The 26,735-nt window shown below is 55.1% G+C and carries 29 protein-coding genes and 2 tRNA genes; 9 read left to right on the top strand and 22 right to left on the bottom strand.

Translation table 11 applies throughout. From position 1 onward, the window contains the following. Positions 1–6: 6 nt before the first annotated feature. The 9 genes from cydB to mdtK all read right to left on the bottom strand — a co-directional run bounded on the left by cydB (position 7) and on the right by mdtK (position 6,880). Positions 7–1,017, bottom strand: coding sequence for a cytochrome d ubiquinol oxidase subunit II (gene cydB / locus ABLU67_RS12655; protein ID WP_046878487.1), 1,011 nt, complete (start codon positions 1,015–1,017; stop codon positions 7–9). After that, positions 1,017–2,420, bottom strand: a complete 1,404-nt coding sequence (locus ABLU67_RS12660; protein WP_049070108.1) for a cytochrome ubiquinol oxidase subunit I — start codon at positions 2,418–2,420, stop codon at positions 1,017–1,019. Before ABLU67_RS12660 ends, cydB begins: the two co-directional genes overlap by 1 nt. 62 nt (positions 2,421–2,482) lie before the next feature. Further along, complete coding sequence (locus tag ABLU67_RS12665) at positions 2,483–3,364, bottom strand: manganese catalase family protein (RefSeq protein WP_348852320.1); 882 nt, start codon at positions 3,362–3,364, stop codon at positions 2,483–2,485. 19 nt (positions 3,365–3,383) lie between these two features. Next, positions 3,384–3,890 (bottom strand): ferritin-like domain-containing protein, encoded by a 507-nt coding sequence (locus tag ABLU67_RS12670; protein ID WP_009653688.1) that lies wholly within the window; start codon positions 3,888–3,890, stop codon positions 3,384–3,386. A gap of 32 nt (positions 3,891–3,922) precedes the next feature. Continuing rightward, positions 3,923–4,420 carry a ferritin-like domain-containing protein gene (locus ABLU67_RS12675; protein WP_014229611.1) on the bottom strand — a complete coding sequence of 166 codons (498 nt, stop codon included), beginning with the start codon at positions 4,418–4,420 and terminating at the stop codon, positions 3,923–3,925. Positions 4,421–4,508: 88 nt separating this feature from the next. Continuing rightward, positions 4,509–4,694 carry a general stress protein gene (locus ABLU67_RS12680; protein ID WP_004136767.1) on the bottom strand — a complete coding sequence of 62 codons (186 nt, stop codon included), beginning with the start codon at positions 4,692–4,694 and terminating at the stop codon, positions 4,509–4,511. A gap of 444 nt (positions 4,695–5,138) precedes the next feature. Then, positions 5,139–5,215 (bottom strand) — tRNA-Val (locus ABLU67_RS12685). A gap of 4 nt (positions 5,216–5,219) precedes the next feature. Beyond that, positions 5,220–5,296, bottom strand: a tRNA-Val gene (locus ABLU67_RS12690). A gap of 210 nt (positions 5,297–5,506) precedes the next feature. Next, complete coding sequence (gene mdtK / locus ABLU67_RS12695) at positions 5,507–6,880, bottom strand: MdtK family multidrug efflux MATE transporter (protein WP_348852321.1); 1,374 nt, start codon at positions 6,878–6,880, stop codon at positions 5,507–5,509. 229 nt (positions 6,881–7,109) lie between these two features. Between mdtK and ABLU67_RS12700 the strand changes: the two genes are divergently transcribed. After that, entirely contained in the window at positions 7,110–7,745 is a 636-nt protein-coding gene (locus ABLU67_RS12700; protein ID WP_004851490.1) for a riboflavin synthase, read from the top strand. Between the two features lie 30 nt (positions 7,746–7,775). On the opposite strand, the gene cfa is transcribed toward ABLU67_RS12700, so the two are convergent. Next, positions 7,776–8,924 carry a cyclopropane fatty acyl phospholipid synthase gene (gene cfa, locus ABLU67_RS12705; protein ID WP_046878484.1) on the bottom strand — a complete coding sequence of 383 codons (1,149 nt, stop codon included), beginning with the start codon at positions 8,922–8,924 and terminating at the stop codon, positions 7,776–7,778. 298 nt (positions 8,925–9,222) lie between these two features. After that, entirely contained in the window at positions 9,223–10,407 is a 1,185-nt protein-coding gene (punC, locus tag ABLU67_RS12710; RefSeq protein ID WP_046878483.1) for a purine nucleoside transporter PunC, read from the bottom strand. 112 nt (positions 10,408–10,519) lie between these two features. Here punC and punR point away from each other — a divergent pair, with 112 nt between their 5' ends. Continuing rightward, a complete protein-coding gene (gene punR / locus ABLU67_RS12715) occupies positions 10,520–11,431 on the top strand; it encodes a DNA-binding transcriptional activator PunR (RefSeq protein WP_004851483.1) in 912 nt (303 codons plus the stop codon). A gap of 18 nt (positions 11,432–11,449) precedes the next feature. On the opposite strand, the gene purR is transcribed toward punR, so the two are convergent. Then, entirely contained in the window at positions 11,450–12,475 is a 1,026-nt protein-coding gene (gene purR / locus ABLU67_RS12720; protein WP_004851481.1) for an HTH-type transcriptional repressor PurR, read from the bottom strand. 296 nt (positions 12,476–12,771) lie between these two features. Here purR and ABLU67_RS12725 point away from each other — a divergent pair, with 296 nt between their 5' ends. Both ABLU67_RS12725 and ABLU67_RS12730 read left to right on the top strand, forming a co-directional pair. After that, the gene (locus ABLU67_RS12725; RefSeq protein WP_049082851.1) at positions 12,772–12,861 is read left to right on the top strand and encodes a YnhF family membrane protein; all 90 of its coding nucleotides are present in this window, start codon (positions 12,772–12,774) and stop codon (positions 12,859–12,861) included. 164 nt (positions 12,862–13,025) lie between these two features. Continuing rightward, the gene (locus ABLU67_RS12730) at positions 13,026–14,192 is read left to right on the top strand and encodes an MFS transporter (protein WP_004851479.1); all 1,167 of its coding nucleotides are present in this window, start codon (positions 13,026–13,028) and stop codon (positions 14,190–14,192) included. A 56-nt stretch (positions 14,193–14,248) separates the two neighbouring features. On the opposite strand, the gene sodB is transcribed toward ABLU67_RS12730, so the two are convergent. Further along, complete coding sequence (gene sodB, locus ABLU67_RS12735; RefSeq protein WP_004851476.1) at positions 14,249–14,830, bottom strand: superoxide dismutase [Fe]; 582 nt, start codon at positions 14,828–14,830, stop codon at positions 14,249–14,251. A gap of 124 nt (positions 14,831–14,954) precedes the next feature. Next, a complete protein-coding gene (locus ABLU67_RS12740; protein ID WP_348852322.1) occupies positions 14,955–15,809 on the bottom strand; it encodes a C40 family peptidase in 855 nt (284 codons plus the stop codon). A 339-nt stretch (positions 15,810–16,148) separates the two neighbouring features. Here ABLU67_RS12740 and grxD point away from each other — a divergent pair, with 339 nt between their 5' ends. After that, positions 16,149–16,496 carry a monothiol glutaredoxin 4 gene (grxD, locus tag ABLU67_RS12745; protein ID WP_004102692.1) on the top strand — a complete coding sequence of 116 codons (348 nt, stop codon included), beginning with the start codon at positions 16,149–16,151 and terminating at the stop codon, positions 16,494–16,496. A gap of 51 nt (positions 16,497–16,547) precedes the next feature. On the opposite strand, the gene rnt is transcribed toward grxD, so the two are convergent. The 4 genes from rnt to ABLU67_RS12765 form a co-directional block, all read right to left on the bottom strand. Beyond that, positions 16,548–17,192, bottom strand: a complete 645-nt coding sequence (gene rnt / locus ABLU67_RS12750; RefSeq protein WP_049071466.1) for a ribonuclease T — start codon at positions 17,190–17,192, stop codon at positions 16,548–16,550. A gap of 106 nt (positions 17,193–17,298) precedes the next feature. Further along, complete coding sequence (gene gloA, locus ABLU67_RS12755) at positions 17,299–17,706, bottom strand: lactoylglutathione lyase (RefSeq protein WP_004119471.1); 408 nt, start codon at positions 17,704–17,706, stop codon at positions 17,299–17,301. Between the two features lie 79 nt (positions 17,707–17,785). Further along, positions 17,786–18,883 carry an alkene reductase gene (locus ABLU67_RS12760; RefSeq protein ID WP_004851469.1) on the bottom strand — a complete coding sequence of 366 codons (1,098 nt, stop codon included), beginning with the start codon at positions 18,881–18,883 and terminating at the stop codon, positions 17,786–17,788. Between the two features lie 53 nt (positions 18,884–18,936). Continuing rightward, the gene (locus ABLU67_RS12765; RefSeq protein WP_014229601.1) at positions 18,937–19,536 is read right to left on the bottom strand and encodes a TetR/AcrR family transcriptional regulator; all 600 of its coding nucleotides are present in this window, start codon (positions 19,534–19,536) and stop codon (positions 18,937–18,939) included. Between the two features lie 121 nt (positions 19,537–19,657). Between ABLU67_RS12765 and ABLU67_RS12770 the strand changes: the two genes are divergently transcribed. From ABLU67_RS12770 to sodC, 3 genes are read left to right on the top strand one after another with little or no spacing between them, the layout of a single operon-like run. Beyond that, positions 19,658–19,918 carry a DUF1289 domain-containing protein gene (locus tag ABLU67_RS12770; RefSeq protein ID WP_162140793.1) on the top strand — a complete coding sequence of 87 codons (261 nt, stop codon included), beginning with the start codon at positions 19,658–19,660 and terminating at the stop codon, positions 19,916–19,918. A 48-nt stretch (positions 19,919–19,966) separates the two neighbouring features. Then, complete coding sequence (locus ABLU67_RS12775; protein ID WP_009654772.1) at positions 19,967–20,863, top strand: aldo/keto reductase family oxidoreductase; 897 nt, start codon at positions 19,967–19,969, stop codon at positions 20,861–20,863. A gap of 59 nt (positions 20,864–20,922) precedes the next feature. Next, positions 20,923–21,444, top strand: a complete 522-nt coding sequence (sodC, locus tag ABLU67_RS12780) for a superoxide dismutase [Cu-Zn] SodC (RefSeq protein WP_004119475.1) — start codon at positions 20,923–20,925, stop codon at positions 21,442–21,444. On the opposite strand, the gene ABLU67_RS12785 is transcribed toward sodC, so the two are convergent. The 3 genes from ABLU67_RS12785 to ABLU67_RS12795 are packed head-to-tail and all read right to left on the bottom strand — an operon-like array spanning position 21,437 to position 24,604. Next, positions 21,437–23,461: an FUSC family protein gene (locus ABLU67_RS12785; protein ID WP_025105834.1), complete on the bottom strand. Its 2,025-nt coding sequence runs from the start codon at positions 23,459–23,461 to the stop codon at positions 21,437–21,439. The genes sodC and ABLU67_RS12785 overlap by 8 nt on opposite strands. Further along, positions 23,461–24,357, bottom strand: a complete 897-nt coding sequence (locus ABLU67_RS12790; protein WP_014229597.1) for an HlyD family secretion protein — start codon at positions 24,355–24,357, stop codon at positions 23,461–23,463. The genes ABLU67_RS12785 and ABLU67_RS12790 overlap by 1 nt, the downstream gene beginning before the upstream one ends. 10 nt (positions 24,358–24,367) lie before the next feature. Further along, a complete protein-coding gene (locus ABLU67_RS12795) occupies positions 24,368–24,604 on the bottom strand; it encodes a DUF1656 domain-containing protein (protein ID WP_004851455.1) in 237 nt (78 codons plus the stop codon). Positions 24,605–24,775: 171 nt separating this feature from the next. Between ABLU67_RS12795 and slyA the strand changes: the two genes are divergently transcribed. Further along, the gene (gene slyA, locus ABLU67_RS12800) at positions 24,776–25,216 is read left to right on the top strand and encodes a transcriptional regulator SlyA (RefSeq protein ID WP_016810099.1); all 441 of its coding nucleotides are present in this window, start codon (positions 24,776–24,778) and stop codon (positions 25,214–25,216) included. Between the two features lie 41 nt (positions 25,217–25,257). Here slyA and ABLU67_RS12805 read toward each other — a convergent pair whose 3' ends face one another. Further along, complete coding sequence (locus ABLU67_RS12805; protein WP_064357277.1) at positions 25,258–26,610, bottom strand: GGDEF domain-containing protein; 1,353 nt, start codon at positions 26,608–26,610, stop codon at positions 25,258–25,260. Between the last annotated feature and the right edge of the window lie 125 nt (positions 26,611–26,735).

Below are 26,735 nucleotides of genomic sequence, written 5' to 3' on the forward strand. Positions count from 1 at the left end.
CCCACCTCAGTGATAGCCTTCATTTCCGGAAACTTTGCCGCGGAATACGTAGTAGCTCCATGCGGTGTAAACCAAAATCACCGGAATGATAAGCAGGGTTCCTACCAGCATAAATAGCTGGCTGGCCGGCGGCGCGGAGGCTTCCCACAGCGTGATATGCGGAGGGATGATATTGGGCCACAGACTGATGCCCAGGCCGCTGAAGCCGAGAAAAATAAGCCCAAGCGTCAGGAGGAAAGGGCGGGCGTGGCTCGCGGGATGAGCGCTCAGGCGCCAGATCCACAGGCTAAAAACGAGTACCAGAATGGGAACGGGCACAAACCAGTAGAAATTAGGCAGGGTAAACCAGCGTTGAGCAACGGACGGCCAGCCCAGCGGCGTCCAGACGCTGACCACGGCGATGACCGCCATCAGCGCCAGAAGCGTGTGACGGGTCAGCTCACGCATGCGCTGCTGCAGCGCGCCTTCGCTTTTCATGATAAGCCAGGTGGTGCCGAGGAGCGTATAAGCCACCACCAGCCCTAAGCCGCAGAACAGGCTAAAGGGCGTCAGCCAGTCCAGCGCTGAGCCGATGAACCTGCGGTCGGCAACCTCGAAGCCGCTGATGACCGCGCCCACAACTATCCCCTGGCTAAAGGTAGCCAACAACGAGCCGCCCACAAATGAGTAATCCCAGAATTTTTGATGAGAGGGGGTGGCCTTAAAACGAAATTCGAAGGCGACGCCGCGAAAGATCAGTCCAATTAACATGGCGGTGAGCGGAATCGTTAGCGCATCGGTGATGACGGCGTACGCCAGCGGAAAGGCGCCGAATAGCCCCGCGCCGCCCAGCACAAGCCATGTCTCATTGCCGTCCCAAACCGGGGCGACGCTGTTCATCATCACGTCGCGCTCGTTGGCGTTGGGCACAAAGCTGAAGACGATTCCGATGCCGAGATCGAAGCCGTCCATAACGATATACATCAGCGTGGCAAACACTATGATGACAAACCAGATAACGGGGATATCGATGCCCATTAGCGAGTCTCCTCTTCAGGCACGGCCTCTGCGGCGGAAAGGGGGCGAGCCGGCGTACCGGAGGTTGTCGATGTCAATTCGCTGACGGGCTGAGGCCCTTTCTGAATCAGCCGGATAATGTAGTAATAACCTACGCCAAACACCGAACAGTACACCACGAAAAAGACCAGCAGGCTGACGATCATTTGCGCTGTGCTGTGGAGAGAGACCGCATCCCGGGTGCGTAATAAACCATAGATGACCCAGGGCTGGCGTCCCGCTTCGGTCGTGATCCAGCCGGCCAGCAGCGCCAGCAGCCCCGCCGGCCCCATCGCCAGCGCAAACCACTGAAAGGCGCGGGAGTGAAAAAGACGCTGCCGGTAGCGAAGCCACAGGCTCCATACGCCGAGGGTAATCATCAACACGCCCATGCCGACCATGATGCGGAAAGACCAGAAGACGATAAGGGAGTTTGGCCGATTCTGCGGCGGAAAATCTTTCAGCGCCGGGACCTGCTTGTTCAGGCTATGGGTGAGGATCAGGCTGCCAAGCGCAGGGATTTCCAGCCCGTATTTGGTGCGCTCTTCATCCATATCGGGCACGCCAAACAGCAGCAGCGGGGTGGCTTCTCCGGGTTTGTTCTCCCAGTGGCCTTCTATGGCAGCGATTTTTGCCGGCTGATGTTCAAGCGTGTTGAGCCCGTGCATATCGCCAACGATAGCCTGAACCGGCGCGACCAGCAGGGCCATCCACATCGCCATGGAAAACATTTTACGTATGGCCGGCGTATCATTGCCCCGCAGAAGATGCCAGGCGGCGGAGGCGCCGACGAACATCGCGCTGCTGAGAAAAGCGGCAATCGCCATATGGGACAGACGATAGGGGAAAGAAGGGTTAAAGATAATCGCCAGCCAGTCCTGGGGAATGACATGACCGTTTTCAATGGTAAAACCCTGTGGCGTCTGCATCCAGCTATTTGATGCGAGGATCCAGAAGGTTGACATCAGCGTGCCCAGCGCCACCATGCAGGTGGTGAAGAAGTGCAGACCGGGAGGAACTTTGTTCCAGCCAAAGAGCATAACGCCTAAGAAACCGGCTTCGAGAAAAAAGGCGGTGAGCACTTCGTAAAGCAGCAGGGGGCCGGTAATGCTACCGGCAAACTGTGAGAAACCGCTCCAGTTGGTGCCGAATTGATAAGCCATGACCAGGCCTGAAACCACGCCCATCCCGAAATTAACGGCAAAAATTTTCAGCCAGAAATTATACAATGAGCGCCAGACGTCATCTTTTGTCCGCAGCCACATCCCCTCCAGCACCACCAGATAGCTGGCCAGTCCGATGGTAATCGCCGGAAAAAGGATATGAAAAGAGACGGTAAATGCGAACTGCAGCCGAGCCAGATTAAACGCGTCGAGTTCAAACATATTCCGGACCCCATCACAGAACAACCCCCCGAATTGAGCAGGGGGAAGTGATTAACAGCAGGTTATTGAGGACCAGGGCTTTTCTTGCCTGCGCCGAGCTCTGCGCCGGTAAGAGGATCGCCATCCGGGTCGGATTGGGTTCGTTCCGCCATGGCTTTAACCAGCGCCTGCTGCTCGGCACTTAGCTTGACGCTGACGCCTCCGTCTCCGCCGTCGACTGCAGGCTGGGGATTCGCCACATACTCAAAGTGCCGATCGCTATTCCAGCTACCGCGAATGTCGTCGCCCTCTGACATATTGTAGTAGGTGCTGGCGTATTCATTGACGGGCGGTAATTTCCCCGGCGGATAGTTGTTTCTGATGGACTGGAGCGCTTTTTCGAAAGAGAGCTGATGAGCGGCTTCCCGGGTCATCAGAAAGGCCAGCGCATCCTTGACTCCGGGATCATCAGTGACGTTGATCAGGCGCTCATAGATGATTTTGGCTCGCGCCTCGGCCGCTACGTTGGAGCGTAAATCCGCGGTTGGCTCACCAATCGTATCAATATAGGCGGCGGTCCAGGGCACCCCGGCGGAGTTGGTCAGCGGCGTGCCTGCGCCATATAGCAAAGAGGTGATATGGCTGTCGTTACCGTTAGCGGTAAGCGAGCGGTACAGGTCGGCTTCGTTTTCCACGCCTTCCGCCAGGGCGCCTTTGGCCCCTTTATTGAGCATGCCAACCAGCGAGCCGATAATTTCAAGGTGGCTCAGCTCTTCGGTGGCTATGTCCATCAGCATATCTTTACGGCCCGGATCGTCATCGCTCAGGCCCTGAGTAAAATACCGGCATGCGGCGGCCAGTTCGCCCTGGGGCCCGCCGAATTGTTCCAGAAGGAGGTTCGCCAGTCCCGGATTCGGCTCGGCGACCCTTACGGTATACTGAAGCTGCTTAACGTGTCGGAACATAGGCTCTTATCCTTATTGCTTATTTTTTCGCTTCAACGCCTTCGGCTTCAGAGCGCAGAAGGAACTCTTCCGTCGTTTGCGGAATATGTTTCAGCAGCCAGTCGGCCATGGCCCGCTCTTCTGCCAGAATCGATTCGATGGCGGGGATTGAGGCGGTGTCGCCGGCTTTATTCGCGGCGGCAAGCAGGGAGGTATAACAGGCAATTTCAAACTGCTCAAATACATAACCGCTAATTGACCCTTTAACGATTTCATCGGAAGGGAACATCCCGCCAATGGATTGGCCCAACGCGGCCATTTTGCTCATGGAATCCTTCAGCACCGAGCGTGATATATTATTACGATCCAGAATCTCCTCCAGTACCGTAATTTGGCGTTTGGTTTCAGTTACGTGCTGTTGAATTCTGCTGCGCAGGTCAGGATAATTATCGATGCGGCTCGCCATGGATTCCAGCATAGATTCTGCCTGTTTTTCCATTGCATGCGCATCGCGTAGCCAGTCGTGATAATGTTCAAGATAATTCATAATCAACTCCTTAATATTGGTTTACCATCTGGCTATTTATTTTGGGCGTCTTTATTAATATTGCCGACCGCCAGGTCAGTTAATTTAAGGTCGGTTGATTTTTCTTCTTCTAACGTTTCCGCTAAAAGTTTAACCGCTTTTTTATAGCCAAGCTGTTCTGCTAAAGTGGCGAGAGTGCCGTAGCTGGCAATTTCATAATGTTCAACCTTTTGCGCAGCGGCAATTAACGCCGCATCCCGCACTTCATTTTTCTCCGTGCTCTCAATAACTTCGTTAGCTTCTTCAATTAGCCCCTCCATCGCCACGCATTTCATCCGTTTGATTTTGATATCAGGCTCTTGTTCGACAATTTGATCGATACGTTCAATTTGCCCCTGAGTCTCCTCCAGGTGGGCTTTGAACGCGGCGCTAAGCTGTTCGCTGGACGCCGCTCTGGCGAGTTTCGCCAGGCCGCGGGTTAATTGTTTTTCTGCGCTATACGTATCCGATAAAAGATGAATAAAAACGTCTTCTATGCTCTTCATATTCATATTAATTACCTTTATACACGGAGAATAACTGCGAGTCCGCAGACTCGCAGGTTACTCTTTTAGTTACAAGAGAATGAGGCGATTAATATCAGGAATTATCAGATTTACGCCCGCCGCCATGGCTATTTTGGCCGCCTTTTTTACCGGCCTCAGATGCGCGCTGCGGATCGTTTTTAAAGTTACCACCGCTGTGCTGACCGCCTTTACGTCCTGCTTCAGATGCTTTATCACGGTCTTCAGCGAAATTACCGGAACCACCACGATGTTCTGCCATATTTTCATACCTCTGTTGTTGAGTTTATGTCAGGAAGATACGCTATAGGTACGTATCCGTTGTCGTTCAGAAATTAAATTTAGTCGTTATTTTTGAACAGTCAAACCGGTTTGTGGTGATATTTTTTGAAATACTCTGAATTGCACTGCCGTTACCGTTTCGCTTGTTTTTAATGAATGTCAGCATAACGGGTTATGATCTAACGAAAGATTTTTATTCGCGAGGGAATATCGGCGGGGCCGCTGCGTTAATAAATGCAGCGTAGACGCGGCGCAGGGCTTTACGTCAATTTACATAAGCGCGGGAAATAAGTTGTCGGAATGGTGAAAGATATTAAGGACACGACCGGGAAAAATCAGAAAATAGCGTATTGCCAGCGCTGAAAGTAATTTTCGGATATTTCAATGCGGGAGATAAAAGGCACCAGATCACGAGGCTGTGAAATGGTGCGTCCGAGTGGACTCGAACCACCGACCCCCACCATGTCAAGGTGGTGCTCTAACCAACTGAGCTACGGACGCATTATGGTGCGTTTAATTGGACTCGAACCAACGACCCCCACCATGTCAAGGTGGTGCTCTAACCAACTGAGCTATGAACGCAATGTTGCAGTGGCAACGGGGACGCATATTAGCGGGAGGGAGGGGTTGTGGCAAGAGGCAAACGTCACTTTTCTTCCAGATTTCTCACGATCGCAGAAGTTTTATCCATATTGGTTATATTTTACTGATGCAAAAGAATATTTCTTCACCAGCTTGAGAAAACGGCGCTGAATCAGCGCCGTTGGATAGCGACTTCGCTTCCGCGACGGGCTAGCGCGCCGCGCGTTGTAAAATGACGCTGGAAGGCTGACGCTGCAGGAAACGCATGCGCAGCATCATCATTACGGCGGCGGAGGTGAGGCCAATAATAAAGCCGCACCAGAACCCGGCGGGGCCCATGCGCGGTACCACGATATCGGTCAGCGCCAGCAGGTAGCCGCTCGGCAGTCCCAATACCCAGTAGGCGGTAAAGGTGATAAAGAAGATGGAACGCGTGTCTTTGTAGCCGCGCAGAATCCCGCTGCCGATCACCTGAATGGAGTCGGAAATCTGGTAGATCGCCGCCAGCAGCATCAGCTGGGACGCGAGGGTAACCACCTCGGGATTATCGTTATACAGCAGCGCGATTTGCTTGCGCATCAGGATGGTGAAAACCGCCGTGAAAACGGCCATGCACACCCCGACGCCGACGCCGGTTCTGGCCGAGGTCTGGGCCTCCAGCGTGGAACCCTGCCCGAGACGGAAACCGACGCGAATGGTCACCGCTGCCGCCAGCGAGAGCGGCAAGACGAACATCAGCGAGCTGAAGTTGAGGGCTATCTGATGCCCGGCGACGTCAACGATCCCCAACGGCGAAACCAGCAGCGCCACGACGGCGAAGAGGGTCACTTCGAAAAACAGCGCCAGCGCAATCGGCAGGCCCAGCTGTACCAGACGCTGGATGACGGCGAAATCAGGTTTACTGAAGCGCTCTGTGTAATGAATATCGCGCATCGAACGCGCGCGGCGCACCCAGAAGAGCATGCTGAAAAACATGACCCAGTAAACCGATGCCGTCGCCACGCCGCAGCCGATACCGCCGAGCTCCGGCATACCAAAGTGGCCGTAGATAAAAATGTAGTTCACCGGAATGTTGACCAGCAGACCGATAAATCCCATTACCATACCCGGCTTGGTTTTCGCCAGGCCTTCACACTGGTTGCGAGCGACCTGAAAGAACAGATAGCCGGGCGCGCCCCACAGCAGCGCCCGCAGGTAGCCGACCGCCTTCTCTGCCATCGCCGGGTCGATGTTATGCATTGAGCTGATAATGTAACCGGCGTTCCACAGCACGACCATCACCAGGAGGGAGACGAAGCCAGCCAGCCAGAACCCCTGGCGTACCTGGTGAGCAATACGCTCGCGACGGCCGGAACCATTCAGTTGGGCAATAACGGGCGTCAGGGCCAGCAGCAGGCCGTGGCCAAAGAGGATCGCCGGTAGCCAGATAGAGGTACCGATGGCGACGGCCGCCATGTCGGTGGCGCTATAGCCACCCGCCATAACGGTATCGACAAAGCCCATGGCGGTTTGCGCCACCTGGGCGAGTATAACGGGTATAGCCAGTGATAATAACTGACGCGCTTCAATAAAATACTTCTGCACGTAAACACCTTTATATTGTTGTTATTGGAGGACTAAAAAAGCCGCCATATGTGGCAGCAAGAAGAAAAGCAGAGGGATTTGCCAGACTATTGTAGCGAGGATTAGCCATTTAGCCAGTGAAAAAATTCCACTGCACGTTGTGCGCTGGCAACCTGTTTTGCCACCTGTTATTGTTCGTCATAGCCTAAAACGGTACTGATACCGTCACGAATTTATACAGGAGCAAAATATGTTTACCGGTATTGTGCAGGGGACCGCCAAAGTGGTGGCGATCGATGAAAAACCTAACTTTCGCACCCACGTCGTGGAGCTGCCTGAGCATATGCTGGCGGGGCTCGAAACCGGGGCTTCCGTAGCGCACAACGGCTGCTGCTTGACCGTCACCCATATAGACGGCGCGCGAGTGAGTTTTGACCTGATGAAAGAGACCCTGCGTATAACTAATCTGGGCGAGGTTGGCGAGGGCGACAGCGTTAACGTTGAGCGCGCGGCGAAATTCAGCGATGAAATTGGCGGTCACCTGATGTCCGGCCATATTATGACCACCGCGGAAGTAGTGAAAATTCTCACCTCGGAAAATAACCGCCAGATCTGGTTTAAGGTTCAGGACCCGACGTTGATGAAATATATCCTCTATAAAGGCTATATCGGCGTAGATGGGATTAGCCTCACCGTCGGTGAAGTGACGCCAACCCGCTTTTGCGTTCATTTAATTCCGGAAACGCTGCAGCGCACCACGCTTGGGGTGAAAAAGCTGGGCGATCGGGTGAATATTGAAATCGATCCGCAGACTCAGGCGGTCATCGATACCGTCGAGCGCGTGCTGGCGGCGAAAGAGGCGGCACTGAAAACGGCGGCCGAGTAAAAAATACCCCCGCCGATGCGGGGGATATTTTTAGCGGGCCACGCGCAGGCCGTGTTCGGCCCCGCGAGAAAAAACCACCTGCCAGAGCTGAATATCGCGCGCGCGGAAAGCGCCAGCGCAGGCATTCAGATAATAGCTAAACATACGTTTGAAGCGTTCCGAGTAGTTGTCGGCGATTTCCGGCCAGCTGGCGAGGAAGCGCTCATACCAGGCCATCAGCGTCGTGTCGTAGTCGACACCAAAATTATGCCAGTCTTCCATAACGAAATGCGATTCGCTGGCTTCGGCAATATGGCGCACCGACGGCAGGCAGCCGTTAGGGAAGATATATTTGTTAATCCACGGGTCAACGCTATGATCGGTTTTTTTCGAACCGATAGTATGCAGCAGGAAACGACCGTCGGGTTTCAGATTACGATCGACCACATCAAAATAGGTGGCGTAATTTTTAGGCCCGACATGTTCGAACATGCCGACGGAAACAATACGATCGAAGCTTTCGTGCAGGTCGCGATAGTCCTGGAGCAGGATAGTGACGTCGAGGTCCGCGCAGCGCTGCTGCGCCATTTTCTGCTGCTCTGCCGAGATGGTCACGCCAACCACGCTGACCTGGTAATGTTTGGCCATGTAGTAAGCCAGCCCGCCCCAGCCGCAGCCGATATCCAGCACCCGCATCCCTGGCTCAAGCTCAAGTTTACGGCAGATCAGATCTAATTTTGCCTGCTGCGCGTCATCGAGAGTCTGCGCGTCTTTCCAGTAAGCGCAAGAGTACTGCATATAGGGGTCGAGCATGCGGCTGAACAGATCGTTACCTAAATCGTAATGCTCTTTACCGACAATCCAGGATCGTTTTTTACTTTGCAGATTGAATAAGCGTGCGCTGGCGATACGCAAGGTATCTTTGAAATGATGGGGAAGCTGATTTTCCAGACCGGCGCGTAAAACTTTATGGAAAAATATATCCAGCCGCTCACAATCCCACCAGCCGTCCATATAGCTCTCGCCTAACCCCAGCGACCCTTCCTGTAAAACGCGCTTAAAAAAGAGAGGGTTTTTAATTCGCAGGTCGGAGGGAGCAGGACCATTAATTTCAATGCCCGCACGGCCTAATAATTCAGCTGCAATTCGGTACCAGTCATCATTTGGTACACTTACTTCTTCTATACACGATGAACTCATAGCTTCTCCATCACGCCCAAGTGATCAGAACCTTAAAACAGCGTAGACGCTTTTTTGGCTTTGTGAGAAATCTCACGGATAATCCGTGAGGCTGCTATCCGACGTAGAACAGAGGAAGGGAGGTAACCCTTGCCGAAAGGCCTTCCATGGTGAAACGGGATGCATCCTGCTCCCGTTAAAATCAATTAGTTTTCTATTTATGTGACGCCGGATCCAGTATAGGCCGCTAAAAACAGGCTTTCAACAAAAATATCTTAGCAAGCTAATTACTGGATCTTAGCACTATCAGCACATTACCTTAAGCATGTGACGATTTTGTTTCCAGATGCGCGGCTTTGTGCTGCATGCGGTAGCCCATCCCGGCCAGCACGATGGAGACCAGCATCACGCTGGTGGTCGTTTGCAGCGGGGTGGCAATCAGCGTCGAGACCAGCAGGCTGGTAAGGAAACAGAGGCCAAGCTGCAGGGTGTTTTGCAGCGCAGCGGCGCGACCGGTCGCCTGCGGGAATGGCTTCAGGGCCTGCGCGACGACGATAGGGTAAATACCGCCATTCACCACCGCCATGGCGCAGAACGGAATCATCAAACCAACGAGCGTGGCGTTTTCCCGCAGGCCTACCAGCCAGGTGGCGGCGACGCTGAGGGCGAAAATCGTCAGCAGCCAGGGCAGAATTTGCTGGCCCTGCCATTTTTGCAGCGCCGCGCGGCAGCCATAACCGCCCACCAGAAACGCGATAGTTTGCGGAACGTAGCTCAGGCCGATAACGGTCGGGCCATAGCCCATTTCATGAAGAATAAACGGCGACCCCGTCAGCCAGGCAAAAAAGCTGGCGGAACAGGCGGCGTAGATGAGCACGTTACCGCTATACTCGCGCGAGCGCAGCAGGGTGAGAAACGTGAGCTTCTGCTGGGCGCTGGCAGCCGGTTTGTTCGCTGGCTTCAGGCGCAGGGCGGGCAGCATCAGCAGCAGGGTAATCGCGAACAGCACGGCAAAAATAGCCTGCCATTCAAAATGGACCAGCAGCCAGCTGCCGAGCAGCGGCGCCAGCGCCGGCGATAAACCGACCAGCGGCATAATGGCGGCGAAAATCCGGTTGGTTCTTTGCGCTGGATAATAATCGGTGACCATCGCCTGCCAGGTCACCGCGGCGGCGCAAACCCCCAGGGCCTGAATAAATCGCAGCGCGAGCATCAGGTTGGCATCGCGAACCCACAGCATCCCCAGACAGCCGATAGCAAAAATGGCCAGCCCGCTCAACAGCACCGGCTTGCGGCCATAGCGATCGGAAAGGGGCCCCCAGAAAAGCTGGCCCAGCGCAAAGCCTGCCAGGAACAGGCTCAGGCTGGCGCTGACGGAGGCTGCAGAAGTGTTCAAATCTTGTTGCATGGCGGCGAAAGCCGGAAGATACATATCGGTCGCCAGAAAGCCCAGTACGCTGAGTCCTGCCAGCCAGACTAAAAATCCTTTCCCAGGTTGTTGCATCATCTTCTCTTTTTATTGTTGCAGGTACGATGGCGCAGAGTGTAGGGAGTGCATTAAGGCTTGTGAAACGCTAATATTTGTCAGGTGAATTCAAAAATTTTGCAGGCAGAAAATGTGGTCCGAATACTCGCTTGAAGTTGTCGATGCTGTCGCCCGTAACGGCAGCTTTAGCGCCGCAGCGCAGGAACTGCACCGCGTACCCTCGGCCGTCAGCTATACCGTGCGTCAGCTGGAGGAGTGGCTGGCGGTACCGCTGTTCGAACGCCGTCATCGTGATGTGGAATTAACGCCGGCCGGCGTCTGGTTTTTACAGGAGGGGCGTTCTGTTATCAAAAAAATGCAGATCACCCGCCAGCAGTGCCAGCAGATAGCCAACGGCTGGCGCGGGCAGCTCTCTATTGCGGTGGATAATATCGTTAAACCCACGCGCATGCGGCAGATGATCGTTGATTTCTATCGTCATTTTGATGACGTCGAACTGATTGTTTTTCAGGAGGTGTTCAACGGCGTCTGGGATGCGCTCGCCGACGGTCGCGTGGAGCTGGCCATCGGCGCGACGCGCTCAATTCCGGTAGGAGGCCGCTACGCCTTTCGCGATATGGGAATGCTGAGCTGGGACTGCGTCGTCGCGAGCCACCATCCGCTGGCCAAAATGGCCGGGCCTCTGAGCGATGACGTCCTGCGCAACTGGCCGTCGCTGGTCAGGGAGGATACCTCGCGCTCGCTGCCGAAGCGGACCACCTGGCTGCTGGATAACCAGAAGAGGGTGGTGGTGCCGGACTGGGATGCCTCAGAAACCTGTCTCTCCGCCGGACTGTGCGTCGGTATGGTACCCGGGCATTTAGCGCGCCCGTGGCTTGATAGCGGCGCATGGACGGCGCTGGAGCTGGAGAACCCCTTCCCGGACGCCGCATGCTGCCTGACGTGGCAGCAAAGCGATGCCTCGCCGGCGCTGCTATGGCTGCTGGATTACCTTGGCGATAGCGAAACGCTAAACCGGGAGTGGCTGCGGGCGCCGGAATGACCGACGCCGCGGGAAAGGTTAACGGCGATAATCAACAAACGGGCCATCGGCCACGGAACGGCGCTCGACCAGGCGAGGGTGGACTTCAATCGACTGCGAGATTTCACGCTTATTAACGATGCGGTCCAGCAGCATGTTAAACGCCGCTTCGCCAAGAGAGTCTTTAGGCTGATGAATGGTGGTCAGCGCCGGGCTAAAGTAGCGGGCGTTGCGCACGTTATCATAACCGATCAGCGAAATATCCTGCGGCACGCGCAGACCCATTTCATCCGCCGCGCAGATGGCGCCCATCGCCATAATATCCCCGCCGCAGAAGATGGCCGTTGGGCGAGGGTGCTGGCCGAGAATCTGCTGCATGGCGCGGTAGCCGGATTCCGGCTCAAAATCACCCTGCACAATCCAGTTTTCCGGAACGCTAATCTGCGCCTCTTCCATCGCTTTCATAAAACCTGCCAGCCGGCCTGCGCCGGTGTTACGCTCCAGCGGGCCGGGGATCACGCCGATATCGCGATGCCCGCGCTCAATAAGGTAGCGCCCGGCGATATAGCCGCCTTCAAAGGCGTTATCGACAACCGAGTCGGTGAAGTCGGCTTTTGCCTCGCCCCAGTCCATCACTACCATCGGAATATGACGATACTCTTCCAGCATGCTTAACACCGACTCCGGATACTCGGAGCACATCACCAGCAGGCCGTCTACGCGTTTCTGCGCCATCATTGACAGATAGGCGCGCTGTTTCTCAGGGTCGTTCCACGCGTTGCCGAGGATCAGGGTGTAGCCCTTCTGGAAGCAGCTCTTCTCGACGGCTTCGATAATCTCAGCGAAATAGGCCGCTTCGCTGCTGGTTGCCAGCAGACCAATAGATTTGGTGTGATTGACCTTCAGGCTGCGGGCAACGGCGCTGGGGGAGTAATGCAGTTCTTTTATTGCCGCCCACACCGCATTGCGCGTCTCTTCCGCAACGAATCGGGTTTTGTTAATCACATGTGACACTGTTGTAGTGGAAACGTTTGCGCGCTTCGCTACATCTTTAATAGTTGCCATTACTTCTCACTCCAGACCTTGACCTGATCGTCTGTTTATCGGTACGTAAACGTTTGCCTGTACACACCCTGGCGCCAAAATTGAGCATGGCATCACGTCGGGAAAACGACACAGAACGACAGGAAGGGGTCAATGGCCGATACGCTTTCAAATTAGCGTGGGATTTTGTCCGATCTTGGGGCAAAGGGGAAGAGCAAAAATGTGCATCACTCTAAATCTCGGAAGATTTTTACGCTATTCTGTGTAAAAATGAGCAAGCTCACTTTTCATGTGGGGATAATCAGGGGGAAAAATTGATGGATACAAATTTAAAGTTTTCGCTGACGACAACGATTATTGTTCTTGGTTTGATTGTTGCCGCAGGCTTGACCGCCGTACTGCACTAATTATGCGATAAGGGAGGGGCCGCTCTCCCTTTCTCTCCGCCATTATTATCATTTTCGCAAAAATCTTTTGCCATTTCGTTCACTTTTGTTTTTCTGTGATTGATGTCATGCTTTTGACTTCTGATGAGATGCCGTCGCGGAAGGCGGCCTGATGGAGTCCCTGCATGAAAATCAATTTTCCCCTGCTCGCGCTGGCGATCGGTGCCTTTGGTATCGGCACAACCGAGTTCTCCCCGATGGGGCTATTACCGGTTATCGCTAAAGGCGTGGACGTTTCGATTCCGGCGGCGGGAATGCTGATTAGCGCCTATGCCATCGGCGTGATGGTCGGCGCGCCGCTGATGACTCTGCTGCTCTCCCACCGCGCGCGCAGAAATGCGCTGATCTTTCTGATGGCGATTTTTACCCTCGGTAACGTACTCTCTTCCATTGCTCCGGATTACACCACGCTGCTGCTGTCGCGCATTATTACCAGCCTTAACCACGGCGCCTTCTTCGGCCTGGGTTCGGTGGTGGCGGCGAGCGTTGTGCCAAAACACAAACAGGCCAGCGCCGTGGCGACGATGTTTATGGGGCTGACGATAGCGAATATCGGCGGCGTTCCCGCGGCGACCTGGCTGGGCGAAACCATCGGCTGGCGGATGTCGTTTCTTGCCACGGCGGGGCTGGGCGTGATTGCGATTATCGGTCTGTGGTTTTCTCTACCGAAGGGCAGCGCCGGCGAGCGCCCTGACGTCAAGCAGGAGCTTTCCGTGCTGATGCGTCCGCAGGTGCTGTCGGCGCTGCTGACGACGGTACTGGGGGCAGGGGCGATGTTCACGCTTTATACCTATATTTCTCCCGTTTTGCATACCATCACCCACGCCTCTCCGCTGTTTGTGACCGCCATGCTGGTGCTGATTGGCGTCGGCTTCTCGCTGGGTAACTACCTTGGCGGTAAGTTTGCCGACCGTTCCGTTAGCGGGACGCTGAAGGGCTTTCTGCTGCTGCTGATGGTTATCATGCTGGCGATCCCGCTGCTGGCGCAATCGCAGGTGGGCGCGGCAATCAGTATGGTGGTCTGGGGCGCGGCGACCTTTGCGGTGGTGCCGCCTTTGCAGATGCGCGTGATGCGCGTCGCCCACGAAGCGCCGGGGCTGTCATCATCGGTCAATATTGGGGCTTTTAACCTCGGAAACGCGCTGGGCGCGGCGGCGGGCGGCGCGGTGATCTCTGGCGGCCTGGGCTATGCCTTTGTCCCGGTGATGGGGGCGATTATCGCAGGCGTGGCGCTACTGCTGGTGCTGTTCAGCGGCCGGGCGCAGCCGGAAGAGGCGTTCGCCAACCGTTAATATTGCGTGAAGTCATACAATAACCGCAGAAGCTGCAAGGCTTCTGCGGTTTGCTTTTATGCAGCCAGATTAGCAGCAACAAACTTCCAGTTTACCAGCGCCCAGAAGTGCTCCAGATAGTTCGGACGGGCGTTACGGTAGTCGATGTAATAAGCGTGTTCCCAGACATCCACGGTCAGCAGCGGAGTCGCGTCGCTGGTCAGCGGCGTACCGGCGTTGCTGGTGGAGACAATGGCCAGGCTACCGTCGGCGTTTTTCACCAGCCAGGTCCAGCCTGCGCCGAAGTTTTTTACCGCTGCGTCGGTGAATTTGGCTTTGAAATCAGCGAAGCTGCCGAAGGACTTAGCGATAGCCGCCGCCAGTTCGCCTTGCGGTTCGCCGCCGGCGTTAGGCGCGAGGCAGTTCCAGTAGAAGGTGTGGTTCCAGACCTGAGCGGCGTTGTTAAAAACGCCGCCATCGGAAGAACGCACGATCTCTTCCAGAGTTTTGCCTTCAAACGGAGTGCCTTTGATCAGGTTATTCAGGTTGGTGACGTAGGCCTGGTGGTGTTTACCGTAGTGGTATTCCAGGGTTTCTGCGGAAATGTGCGGCGCCAGGGCGTCTTTTGCATATGGTAATGCAGGTAATTCGAACGACATTGCTACTCTCCTTTTTATAGTTTGCCTGCGCAATAACCATGTATTACGCAGGGTAATAATAGTAGCAAATTAAAAGATGTGGCAAAAGAGAGAGTTACCCTGCCGCCGCAGCGGCAAGGCACAATTAGCGAATGGTTTTCGGCGTCATGACGCGACGCGCGCCAACGTAGTGGCGTACCCAGTAATCGTCGCTTAATGAGGTGATCTGAATATCGCGGCCGGTACGCGGAGACTGGATAAATTTGCCGTTGCCAACGTAAACCCCGACATGGTCGGCAGTGCCGCGCCCGCGGGTGCGGAAGAAGACGAGATCCCCGCTTTGCAGCTCGCCGCGATCCACCGGACGGGCGTCGCGCAGGTGATACATCTCATTGGCGGTGCGCGGAATGTGAATTTTAACCAGGTCCTTATAGGCGTAATAGACCAGACCGCTACAATCAAACCCGGTACGCGGAGAGGTGCCGCCCCAGCGATAGGGTTTGCCAATCTGATCCATCAGCTTGGACATGGCGGTGCTTTGCGCCTTTTGTACCCGAGCTTTATGCGCGTCGGCGATGGTCAGCTGCGGCTCGTCGGCAACCGGTTTGCAGCGGCTTTTATAGCCTTTACGCACCACGCACTTTTTCTGCACGCTTGCGGTTGCCAGCTTGCTTTCCGCTATCGACCTTGTCGAGCTGGCGCACAGTTTTTTATAGCCTTTGCGCAGAACGCATTTTTTTGTGGCGCTGGCAGTCTGGCGTGACGCGGTTGATTTGCTGCGGCTGGCGGTCGACGTTTTCTTGCTGGGGGTTTTGGCGGTGGTTTTACTTTTAGAACTGGCTGCTTTTTTCTTACGCTCTGCGGTCGTGCCCTTGGCCGGATGCGCTTTTGGCGTGGCCGAAGCGTGCGTATGCCCGGAAGCATGCGCCAGCGGCGTAAGTGAAATAGATGTGAAAAGTAATGCACAGAGCGAAATCGCGATTTTGTTAAGACGCGCCACTGAGCAATCCCCTGATTAAATTACAGACATATACAGATGCCTGACGATGAATGACAAACCGCATCGATTCTAAAGCATAAAATCGTGGAGAGTTACTACTCTTTTGTATCTAACGTCTCGTTTGGTTAACATTTGCAAAAAAATGCTTCCGTCAGCGGTACCCGCGCGTGAAAAACGCGCAACGCGTTGCCGCGTATAGCAATAAAATGATATTTTTAAGGCAACTTATGCCGACAGAAGATAAAATGTGGCAAGTGAAAAAAATGTTATTATCGGTCCTGCGCCCAGGGCGCTACAATGACAAATTACTGCCGTAAAGAAGTTTAAGGAAGCACGACAATGAGCACGACTTTAGAAAAAATCCAACGTCAAATCGCTGAAAACCCGATCCTGCTGTACATGAAAGGGTCGCCGAAGCTGCCAAGCTGCGGTTTCTCCGCTCAGGCCGTTCAGGCGCTCTCCGCCTGTGGCGAACGTTTTGCCTACGTCGATATCCTGCAAAATCCGGACATCCGCGCAGAGCTGCCGAAATACGCTAACTGGCCGACCTTCCCGCAGCTGTGGGTTGACGGTGAACTGGTCGGCGGCTGTGACATCGTGATTGAAATGTATCAGCGCGGCGAACTGCAGCAGTTGATCAAAGAAACGGCCGCGAAGTACAAGACTGACGAACCGAAAGCAGAGTAATTCGGCTGCCAATAAAAAAGCGACTTCCGGTGAAGTCGCTTTTTTTATCGCTTACTCTTCGGCCACGGGTAATGGCCAGCCGCCAAGGCGCTTCCAGCGGTTGACGATTTCGCAGAACAGTTTGGCGGTTTGCTGGGTATCGTAAAGCGCCGAGTGTGCCTGGGTACCATCAAATGCCATTCCCGCGGCAATACAGGCTTTCGACAGCACCGTTTGACCCAGCGCCAGGCCGCTCAGAGCCGCGGTATCGAAGGTCACGAACGGATGGAAGGGGTTACGTTTCAGGCCAGCCCGCTCTGCCGCCGCCATGGTAAAGCTGTGATCGAACGTGGCGTTATGCGCGACCATAATCGCGCGGCTGCAGTCGCTCTCTTTCATTCCCTTGCGGACCATTTTAAAAATCGCGTGCAGCGCATCGTATTCGCTCACCGCGCCGCGCTCGGGATCGTTAGGGTTAATACCGTTAAAAGCCAGCGCTTCGGGCTGCAGGTTGGCGCCTTCAAAAGGCTCAACATGAAAATGCAGCGTTTCGTCCGGCATCAGCCAGCCTTCCTCATCCATTTTCAACGTAATAGCGGCGATCTCCAGCAGGGCGTCGGTTTTGGCATTAAACCCGGCGGTTTCAACATCGATTACCACAGGATAAAAACCGCGAAAACGGTCGCACAGACCATTAAGTTGAACGTTCTCGGACATCAGATTCTCTTAGCTGGAAAAAAGTAGCGCGCATTATGGCAAATTTTGCCGCGGCTTGCAGCAGGAAGGGGATAAAACAGCAGGCACCGCGGGTGCCCGCAGCCGATTAGTTGCCGAGGCCTTTTCCGGCGTCTTTCTCTTCAATCAGTTCAATTTTATAGCCATCCGGATCTTCGACGAAGGCGATGACGGTGGTGCCGCCTTTGACCGGGCCGGCTTCACGGGTCACGTTGCCGCCGTTCTGGCGGATACGCTCGCAGGCTTCGGCCGCGTTTTCAACGCTGAGCGCGATATGGCCATAAGCGCTGCCGAGATCGTACTTATCAACGCCCCAGTTATAGGTCAGCTCAATCACGGCGGTATCGCTCTCTTCGCCGTAACCCACGAATGCCAGCGAGTATTTATACTCAGTGTTTTCGCTGGTGCGCAGCAGTTTCATGCCCAGCACGTTGGTGTAAAACTCAATAGAACGTTGCAGGTCGCCAACGCGCAGCATGGTGTGAAGTAAGCGCATAATGTCCCCTATGCAGTTTGTTTTGATACATCAGAGCGTTGAGTATAGCGGCGATAACCCGCCGCTATCAATGGAGGGATTACAGGGTAGGGTAATCGGTATAACCTTCCGCGCCGCCGCCGTAGAAGCTTTCCGGACGCTGCGGATTCAGCGCGGCCTTCTTCTGCAGGCGCGCGACCAGATCCGGGTTGGCAATATAGTCGCGACCGAAGGCCACGGCATCGATCAGGCCTTTACCGATCAGATCGTTTGCCTTTTCCACCGTGTAGGCGCCAGCGCCGATAATAGCGCCCGGGAAGCGGTCGCGGACTTTCTGACGGAATTCATCGCTGTACGGTTGGCCGCCAGCCCAGTCCGGCTCGGACATATGCAGGTAAGCAATACCGCGTTTGGCCAGCGCTTCGATGAGATAGAGCGCGTCGGCTTCTTCATTCGGGCCATTATCGACGTTCTGGAAGCTGCCGATAGGCGAGACGCGAATCCCGATACGGTCGGCGCTCCACTCTTTACTCGCCGCATCAACCACTTCCAGCACCAGGCGAGCGCGATTTTCCACGCTGCCGCCGTACTGGTCAGTACGATGGTTGGAAGAAGGGGAAAGGAACTGGTGCAGCAGGTAGCCGTGCGCGGAGTGCAGTTCGACAAGGTCAAAACCGGCATCGCGGGCGTTGCCTACCGCCTGGCGGAAATCATCAACGATCCCCGGGATCTCGGCGGTTTCGAGCGCGCGCGGCATCGAGGTGTCTACGCGAATAGCGTGGCCGTTTTCATCACGCAGCGAGGTACGGGTGCCCGCACTAATGGCCGATGGCGCAACCGGCGCGGCGCCACCCGGCTGAATGCTGCTGTGGGAAATGCGCCCGGTGTGCCACAGCTGAACGGCAATACGCCCGTTTTCGGCGTGTACGCCGGCGGTGATTTTTTTCCAAGCGGCAATCTGCTCCGGGCTGTGCAGGCCCGGTGCGCCCGCGTAGCCTTTAGCCTGAGCGGAGATCTGGGTGGCTTCGGAAATAATCAGACCTGAGCTGGCGCGCTGGCGGTAGTATTCGCCCATCAGCGGGGTAGGAATATCGCCCGGTTCAATGCTGCGCAGACGCGTCAGCGGAGCCATAAACACGCGATTCGGTACGGTTACCGCACCCACTTTCAACGGGGTAAACAACTTTGATTCTGACATAATGACTCCTGAGTAGACCGGTCGTCTTGAAACGGGGTAAATAAAAACGCCTGTTAAACGGCAGGCGCAGCAATAATACGTTTGGCGTGGGCAAGGGCGCTTTCCAGCGGCGTTGCGCTACGCGTAATTTTAGCCTGCAGATTCGCCCCCAGCCACAGGGAGTAAAGCACCTGCGAGAGCGTTAAGGCGTCTCCGTCAAACGCAAGGCTGCCCTCCTGACGGCCTTTCTCCAGCGCGTCGCCGAGGAGAACGATGATCTGGCTGGCGCCTTTATCCATCGCGGTGCGCATATCTTCCGATAGATCGCAGACCTCTGCCGACAGCTTCACCGTCAGACAGCCGCTGATGATGCCCTGCTGGCAAAACTGCGTCAGCGTATGCTGATAGTAGGCCAGGAGGCGATCGCGATAGTTCCCCTCGCCGTGGTCAAAATGATCGACCAGGCGCTGAAGATATCCGGCGTAGTGATGGTCGAGCAGCGCAACGCCAAAGGCTTCTTTAGAGCGAAAGTAGTGATAGAAAGAGCCTTTCGGCACCTCCGCTGTTTTCAGCAGTTCGCTCAGACCCATACCGGTAAACCCCCGATGCATGCAGAGCTGCTCGCCGGTGGCCAGGATATGTTCGCGGGTGTTACATTCACTGTGCTTGTTCATGGCGTTCACTGTAATAGACCGATTGGTCTAATGCAAGTCATAATTAAAAATGCCGCCTGGCGCAGAGGCTGATGAACAAAATTTGCGTACGGCGGATGAAACGTCTTCAATAAAGAAAGAGATGAGCGGCAGGAGAGGCGAAGTGGCTGAACAACTGGAATTCTTCCCGGTACAGAGTCCGTGCCGGGGGATTTGTCAGTCTGATGAACGCGGCTACTGTCGGGGGTGTATGCGTAGCCGCGACGAGCGTTTCAACTGGCAGAAAATGAGCGATGCGCAAAAGCAGGATGTTTTGCGTCTGTGCCGTCAGCGGCTACTGCGCAAATTACGCGCAGCTAAGCAGGATAGTGCGGAAGAACCGCAGCAACCCTCACTGTTTTAAGCCTAAAATTGCGTATACTCAGGGCACTTTTTTATTGAGGAAGCTGTTATGGTTCAGCGTATTGCTATGGCTCCGCAGGGGCCGGAATTCTCTCGTTTTGTGATGGGCTACTGGCGTCTGATGGACTGGAATATGTCCGCTCAGGCGCTGGTGGGCTTTGTTGAGCAACACCTGGATCTGGGCATTACCACCATCGATCATGCCGATATTTACGGTGACTATCGCTGCGAGGCGGCGTTTGGCGAAGCGCTAAAGCTGGCGCCGCATCTGCGCAGCAGGATGGAAATTGTCACCAAGTGCGGGATTGCCACGAAAGCGCGGGCGGAAAACACCATCGGCCACTATATTACCGACCGCGACCATATTGTTCTCAGCGCGGAGCAGTCGCTGCGTAACCTTGCCACCGACCATATTGACCTGCTGCTGATTCATCGTCCGGACCCGCTGATGGATGCGGATGAAGTGGCGGAAGCCTTCCTGGCCCTTCACCATAGCGGCAAGGTTCGTCACTTCGGCGTATCGAACTTTACCCCCGCCCAGTTTACCCTGCTGCAGTCGCGCCTGCCGTTTACCCTGGCGACCAACCAGGTGGAAATTTCTCCGGTTCATCAGCCGCTGCTGCTTGACGGTACGCTGGATCAGCTTCAGCAGCTGCGTATTCGCCCGATGGCCTGGTCCTGCCTCGGCGGCGGTCGTTTGTTTAACGACGACAGCTTCCAGCCGCTGCGCGATGAGCTGGCGCGCGTTGCTCAGGAGCTGAATGCGGAGAGCATTGAGCAGGTGGTGTATGCCTGGATCCTGCGCCTGCCGTCGCAGCCGTTGCCGATTATTGGCTCAGGGAAAATAGAGCGCGTGCGTTCCGCAGTGGTGGCCGAAAAGCTGAAGATGTCCCGCCAGCAGTGGTTCCGTATCCGCAAAGCGGCGTTAGGCTACGACGTTCCGTAAACCCCATCACCTCCGCAATGGCCTACACTTAGTAGCGACAGAGCCATTAAGGAGGTGTTATGCAACGATGTATTCTCGCCATACTTACCCTGGCCGCGTGCGCAGGCGCGCAGGCGGCCAGTGAAAGCGTCGATATCAATCTTGTCACCAGCCAGAGCGTCGGTCAGGCTATCGGTAGCGTTAAAATCAGCGAAACCGCGAAAGGCCTGGAATTTACGCCAGACCTGAAGGCGCTGCCTCCCGGCGAGCACGGCTTCCATATCCACGCCAACGGCAGCTGCCAGCCCGCGATTAAAGAGGGTAAAGCCGTCGCCGCTGGCGCAGCAGGCGGGCACTACGATCCGCAAAAAACCGGTAAGCATGAAGGTCCCGACGGCGCCGGTCACCTCGGCGATCTGCCGTTCCTGGTGGTCAATAACGACGGTAAAGCAACCCAGCCGGTGGTCGCGCCGCGCTTAAAAACGCTGGATGAGGTTAAAGGGAAGGCGCTGATGATTCACGTGGGGGGCGACAATATGTCCGATAGCCCGCAGCCCCTTGGCGGCGGCGGCGAGCGGTTCGCCTGCGGCGTGATTAAGTAGTTCTTTCCGTTAAGGTGCCGGCAATGGGCGCCTGTTCCAGCTGCGACAGCGCGCACCACAGTCGCCAGATAACCGCCGCCAGCTCTTTGGCTGCCGGCTGGTGGTGGTGATTAAGCGCGTCGCAGATGCGCTGCAGCTCCTGCAGCGTCGAGGCGAGTGGCCGCTGCTGTACCCCGCGCTCGCTCATCACATCCCGCAGCAGGCTGATGCATAAATCGCGCACCTGCGATAGCGGGTCGGAACGGGTTTCCCACTCGCGAAGCTGCCACACCACGTGGGAACAGTTGAGCAAAACCACGCCCCAGCGCAGCAGCCAGCGGCGCGCCAGCGCATCCTGGCTATTGCTGAGCTGGCTGATGTGGTGATAAACCAGCGATTCAAATTCATGCTCGCTATGCTGCGGGCGGCGGCTTAGCTGGTCGACAAAGTGACGCCGTAACGCACGGATATGACGGCGGCTTTTACGCGCGTCTGAACCCGGGCTGATGATGGCGAACGCCAGCCAGGCAAGGCCGACGCCGATGATTTTGCCCAGATTATCGTTAAGAAACGATGCGTAGTCGTAGACCGGCGGGTTGGTCACCGAAATAAACGACCCCATAAATACAATCAGCTGCCCCCACAGTCCGGCGAGCTTAGGCATCTGGAGTTTCAGCAGCTGCATGGTGGTCAGCAGGGGAAACAGAAACAGCAAGAACTGCCATAAATCGGTTATCTGCACCATCAGGCCAAACTTCACCACAAAGCTAAAGAGTGAAAGCAGGATCAGGGTACGCATCAGCAGCGTTAGTGACTTAAACGGCGAAGGAGAGACCGAATAGAGCACGCAGCAGATCGCCGCCAGGGTCAGGGCTGCAGCGCAGGCCTGCCATTGGGTGCTAATTCCCCAGGCGCCGACCATCACCAGCGCGCAAAAGGTGCGTACGCCGTTCCATAAGGCTTCGGCCTGATCGGTATGGCGAGCCAGCGCTGGCGCGGAAGGTACGTTAAATTCGGTTATCGCGCTGGCGTTTTCGATGCGCCTGAGCCAGCGGCTGCTCTCCAGATAGAGACGACAGAAGTAGCGCAGACGCTTCCAGAAGGCGATATGCCGGTAGTCAGCGTCCGCGGGGGGCGCCAGCGGAGCGATGATGCGGGCAACGCTCAGGGCGTCGGCGTTGGCATGAGATAACTCGTTGAGCAACGACTCCAGTATCTCGCGGGTGCGGGCGGGCGCGGTGGGCCAGTTGAGCAGCATTCGCCGCAGGCTCGAAATCACGCTGGTCATTCGCAGCTGTTGATGCAGCAGGTAGTTCAGCAGCGGGTTTTGCCGACGAAAGCGATAGTGGCTCCAGAAGGCCTGAATGCGCAGCAGATTCATGGTCAGGATTTGCCCGATCACGCTCTCGTGCGCGGTGCGAATGGCATCGGTCGTTTCCGGCACCCACAGCAGGCTGGCGTGTTCCAGCAGGCGCGCATGCATGTTTTTCAGCGCCGTCAGCAGCGTAGCGCCATCGGAGGTGCTCGGTAAGATCATCATCATCAGCCCGCCGCACAAAATACCGACGATGACTTCGCAGACGCGCGACTGGGCGATAGTCCACAGTTCGTTCGCGTCGGTGATATTGATAACCGGGAACGCGATAATCGCGCAGGTGTAGCCCGCAAGCTGGAAAGCGTAGGCGACGTTATTGGTAAACATCGCGCAGGCCCACGTGCAGAGGGCTATCCACGCCGAAATGCTGAACAGAAACAGCCACGGATCGTTGAGCGTATGCCCGGCCAGCAGCAGCGCCGCGCAGGCGCCGAGCAGGCTGCCGGCAATACGCCCGAAGCTTTTGCTGATCACCCCGCCGACGGTGGGAAAACTGACCACCGCGGCGGAGGTCATCGCCCAGTAGGGTTCGTCAAGATTCAGCCAGTAGGCGACGCTCAGCGCCAGGCACATGGCAATCCCGTTACGCAAGGCATAGCGCCACTGCGGACGGCTGGCCTTAATCCACGGGAGCGAGCGCCACGTCAGAGCCTGCAGCTTCATTATTGCGCGCCGATGGCTACGGTGCAGGTGGTACCGGAGACCAGGATGGTATCCGGCGGCAAGTGATCAAACTCAATACGCACAGGTACGCGCTGGGCAAGTCGGACCCACGGAATATTCGGTTTAATGTTCGCTACCAGATCGCCGCCGCTCTCCACGCTCTGGTCGACGATGGCGCGTCCGATGCTGCTCACGTGACCCTGTAACTTCTGCTTGCTGCTATAAAGAATGATCTGCGCGCTGTCACCGGGACGGATATTGCGCAGTTTCGTTTCTTCAAAATAACCCACCACGTAGAAGGAGCGGCTGTCCACGAGGGCGAAAACCGGGTGGCCAACGGCGGCGTAGTCGCCAACCCGGGTTGAGAGATTGGTGACCCAGCCGTCAACCGGCGCTTTTATTTCCGTCTGCGTGAGCTGCCATTGGGCGTGATCGAGGGTTGCCTGCGCCACGCCAACCACGGCCTTAGCGGCTTCGAGGTTGGTCGTGGCGGTATTCAGCGCGGTATTGGCGTTTTCTAAATCCTCTGCCGAGATAAAGTTCTGTGAAAGATGACGCCGACGGCTGGCATCGCTGGCGGCTTTTTTCTGTTCTGCCTGCGCGCGGGCGACTTCCGCTTTGGCTTTAGCAAGCTGCGCCCGGGCGTTGAGCAGGGCGATTTTATAAGGCGTGTCATCGATTCTGAACAGCACGTCTCCCGCTTTAACCAGCTGGTTGTCGCGCACGTTGAGCTGCAGGATGCTGCCGGAAACCTGGGGCGTGACGCCAACCTGCTCGGCGCGGACCTTGCCGTCGCGGGTCCACGGGGATTGCGTGTAGTAATTCCAGACCAGCCAGGCGGCAATAATAGCCAGCGCGGCGACCAGCAGCGTGGATAAGTATTTTAGTTTCTTCATGTAATGAACATTACCAGATAGTCAGTAAAACCAGCGCCAGACAGACGGAGAGCGCAAAGAAGGAAAGGTCCATTAGCAGGGGATGCCAAATCTCGCCTGCATACATCCAGTCCCGCAGCTGGCGGTGGATAATCAACCAGATAAAAAAGCCCAGCAAAACGGCTTTAAAGACGGGAGGGAAATAGACAGAAGCGCCGAAAACCAGGTCCTGGAGCGACAATCCGGCAGTGTTAAGACTCAGTTTCACAAGCAAAAATCCTTTGCCGTTGCAGGAAGAATGTTCAGGTTATGCGATTATTCACATTGTAAATCATTGTTCTGATTTTAGTGAATCGGGTAATTCATTTGTTTTGGTAATTTAAATGCTGCACACTATTCTAAAATCAGTATAATAACTTAGCAAGCTAATTATAAGGAGATGAAATTGGAATCGCCACTTGGTTCTGATCTGGCACGTTTGGTGCGCGTCTGGCGCGCGCTAATCGACCATCGCCTGAAACCTCTGGAGTTAACGCAGACGCACTGGGTCACGCTGCATAACATTCACCAGCTGCCGCCTGAACAGTCGCAGATTCAGCTGGCGAAAGCCATTGGTATTGAGCAGCCGTCGCTGGTTCGCACGCTCGACCAGCTGGAGGAGAAAGGGCTTATTTCTCGCCAGACCTGTGCTAACGATCGGCGGGCAAAACGTATCAAGCTTACCGAAAAAGCCGAGCCTCTGATCAACGAAATGGAAGAGGTTATCGGCAAAACGCGTGATGAGATTCTGGCCGGCGTATCTAAGGAAGAGGTGGAAACGCTGCTTAATTTGATTCGTAAACTTGAACACAATATTCTCGATCTCCAGGCAAAAGATTGACCTTAGCGAGGCCTTGAGGACTCTCAAGGCCTCTTTTTTATTTATTCACGCCAGACCACTACGCGGTTACGCCCGCTGTTTTTCGCTTCATACATCGCGGTATCCGCGCGCTTAACGCACTCTTCTGCCGAAACGTGCGCATCCTGCGTGGTGAACACGCCCATACTGATGGTCATTCTCTCCGGTAATCCCTCCTGCTTCTCGCTGACCGACAGGCGGATACGTTCGGCGATTGCCAGCGCTTCGTTGGCGCCGATATTCACCAGCAGCACGGCAAACTCTTCCCCGCCGATACGCGCGGCAGCGTCGTCCTGGCGCACGTTGTTCTGCAACACGCTGGCAGCAAACTGAATCACCTTATCTCCCTGCACGTGACCGTAGGTGTCGTTGATGCGCTTAAAGCGATCGAGGTCGCAGACGATAACCGACAGCGGCTGTGAAGCGGAAGCCTTCGACAACCGCTGAGTCAGGGTGTCATAGAAATAGCTGCGGTTATACAGCCGGGTCAGGGGATCGCGAATCGAGTTCTGGTAAGAGCGGACGTATCTTTCGTTTGATTCACGATAGAGTATAAAAACGTCACCAAGCAGAATTAAAATCAGAAACAGGGTGCTCAGCGTTTCAAAAAGCCGCGCCTGGTTCCAGGAGTGAGCGTTACCGCTAACCGTGGAGAGCAGCACCAGCAGCGTAAAGATATAGGCGGTACAAAAAAAAGCGCCGCTGTACCAGAATATATTACGCAGCCGAGTCAGGCCGATCAGTAAAATCAGCGTTAATGACCATATGATAATTAATAGCCAGCCAATGCGATTATGCCATAGTGGCGTAAAGGTGTAGGTTAGATTGTCAATGAATTCAATGCTTAGCAACGGCGAGTTGCTTGAATGAACCCACGATAATATGAGCGTTGCGGTGATAAAAATAAAACAACTACTGAGCACCGCACCGTGAATTTTTCTTGAGTGGCCGGTAATATGTCGGATGCGATATAAAATAATTGAGGTTATAAATAAAACAGCCATCATTACGTTGCGGAAAAAATAAAAAATCAGCGCGTCATTTTGATTGATCTCGCGCCCCTGAGCGCAGACCAGCCAGTCGGGATAGCTGCCTATCGTTCCCAGCATCAGCAGGGCCGAGCAGGTAAACGCGAAGGCTATCGGGGCCAGGTACAGCTGTTTTTTATCACACAGATATTTCATGCCCATAAAGCAGGCAATCATAATATGAAAGCCCATCAGTGAAATAGTCAGCACGGGGAAAAGCATGGATGATGTTGTAGAAATACGATGAATTAATGAGGTGGTAATAAAATTAACCACAGCAATAGAAAGACTGCACGCGATAGCGTAAATAAATATCCGATAGGGTAAGCTTTTTATATTAACGCGCATAGTCAACATCCCTGAAAAATGCGAAGGTAAAACGACAGAATTGCCGCAATGTTTAAATAATACTGGCTGGAGAATACTTGATGGTGACGGGCGGAATATTGCGCGGGCGCAAATTAGTGCATGTA

Origin of the sequence: Klebsiella sp. GN_Kp190, from assembly GCF_040061795.1 — a bacterium.
Lineage (GTDB): Bacteria > Pseudomonadota > Gammaproteobacteria > Enterobacterales > Enterobacteriaceae > Klebsiella > Klebsiella michiganensis.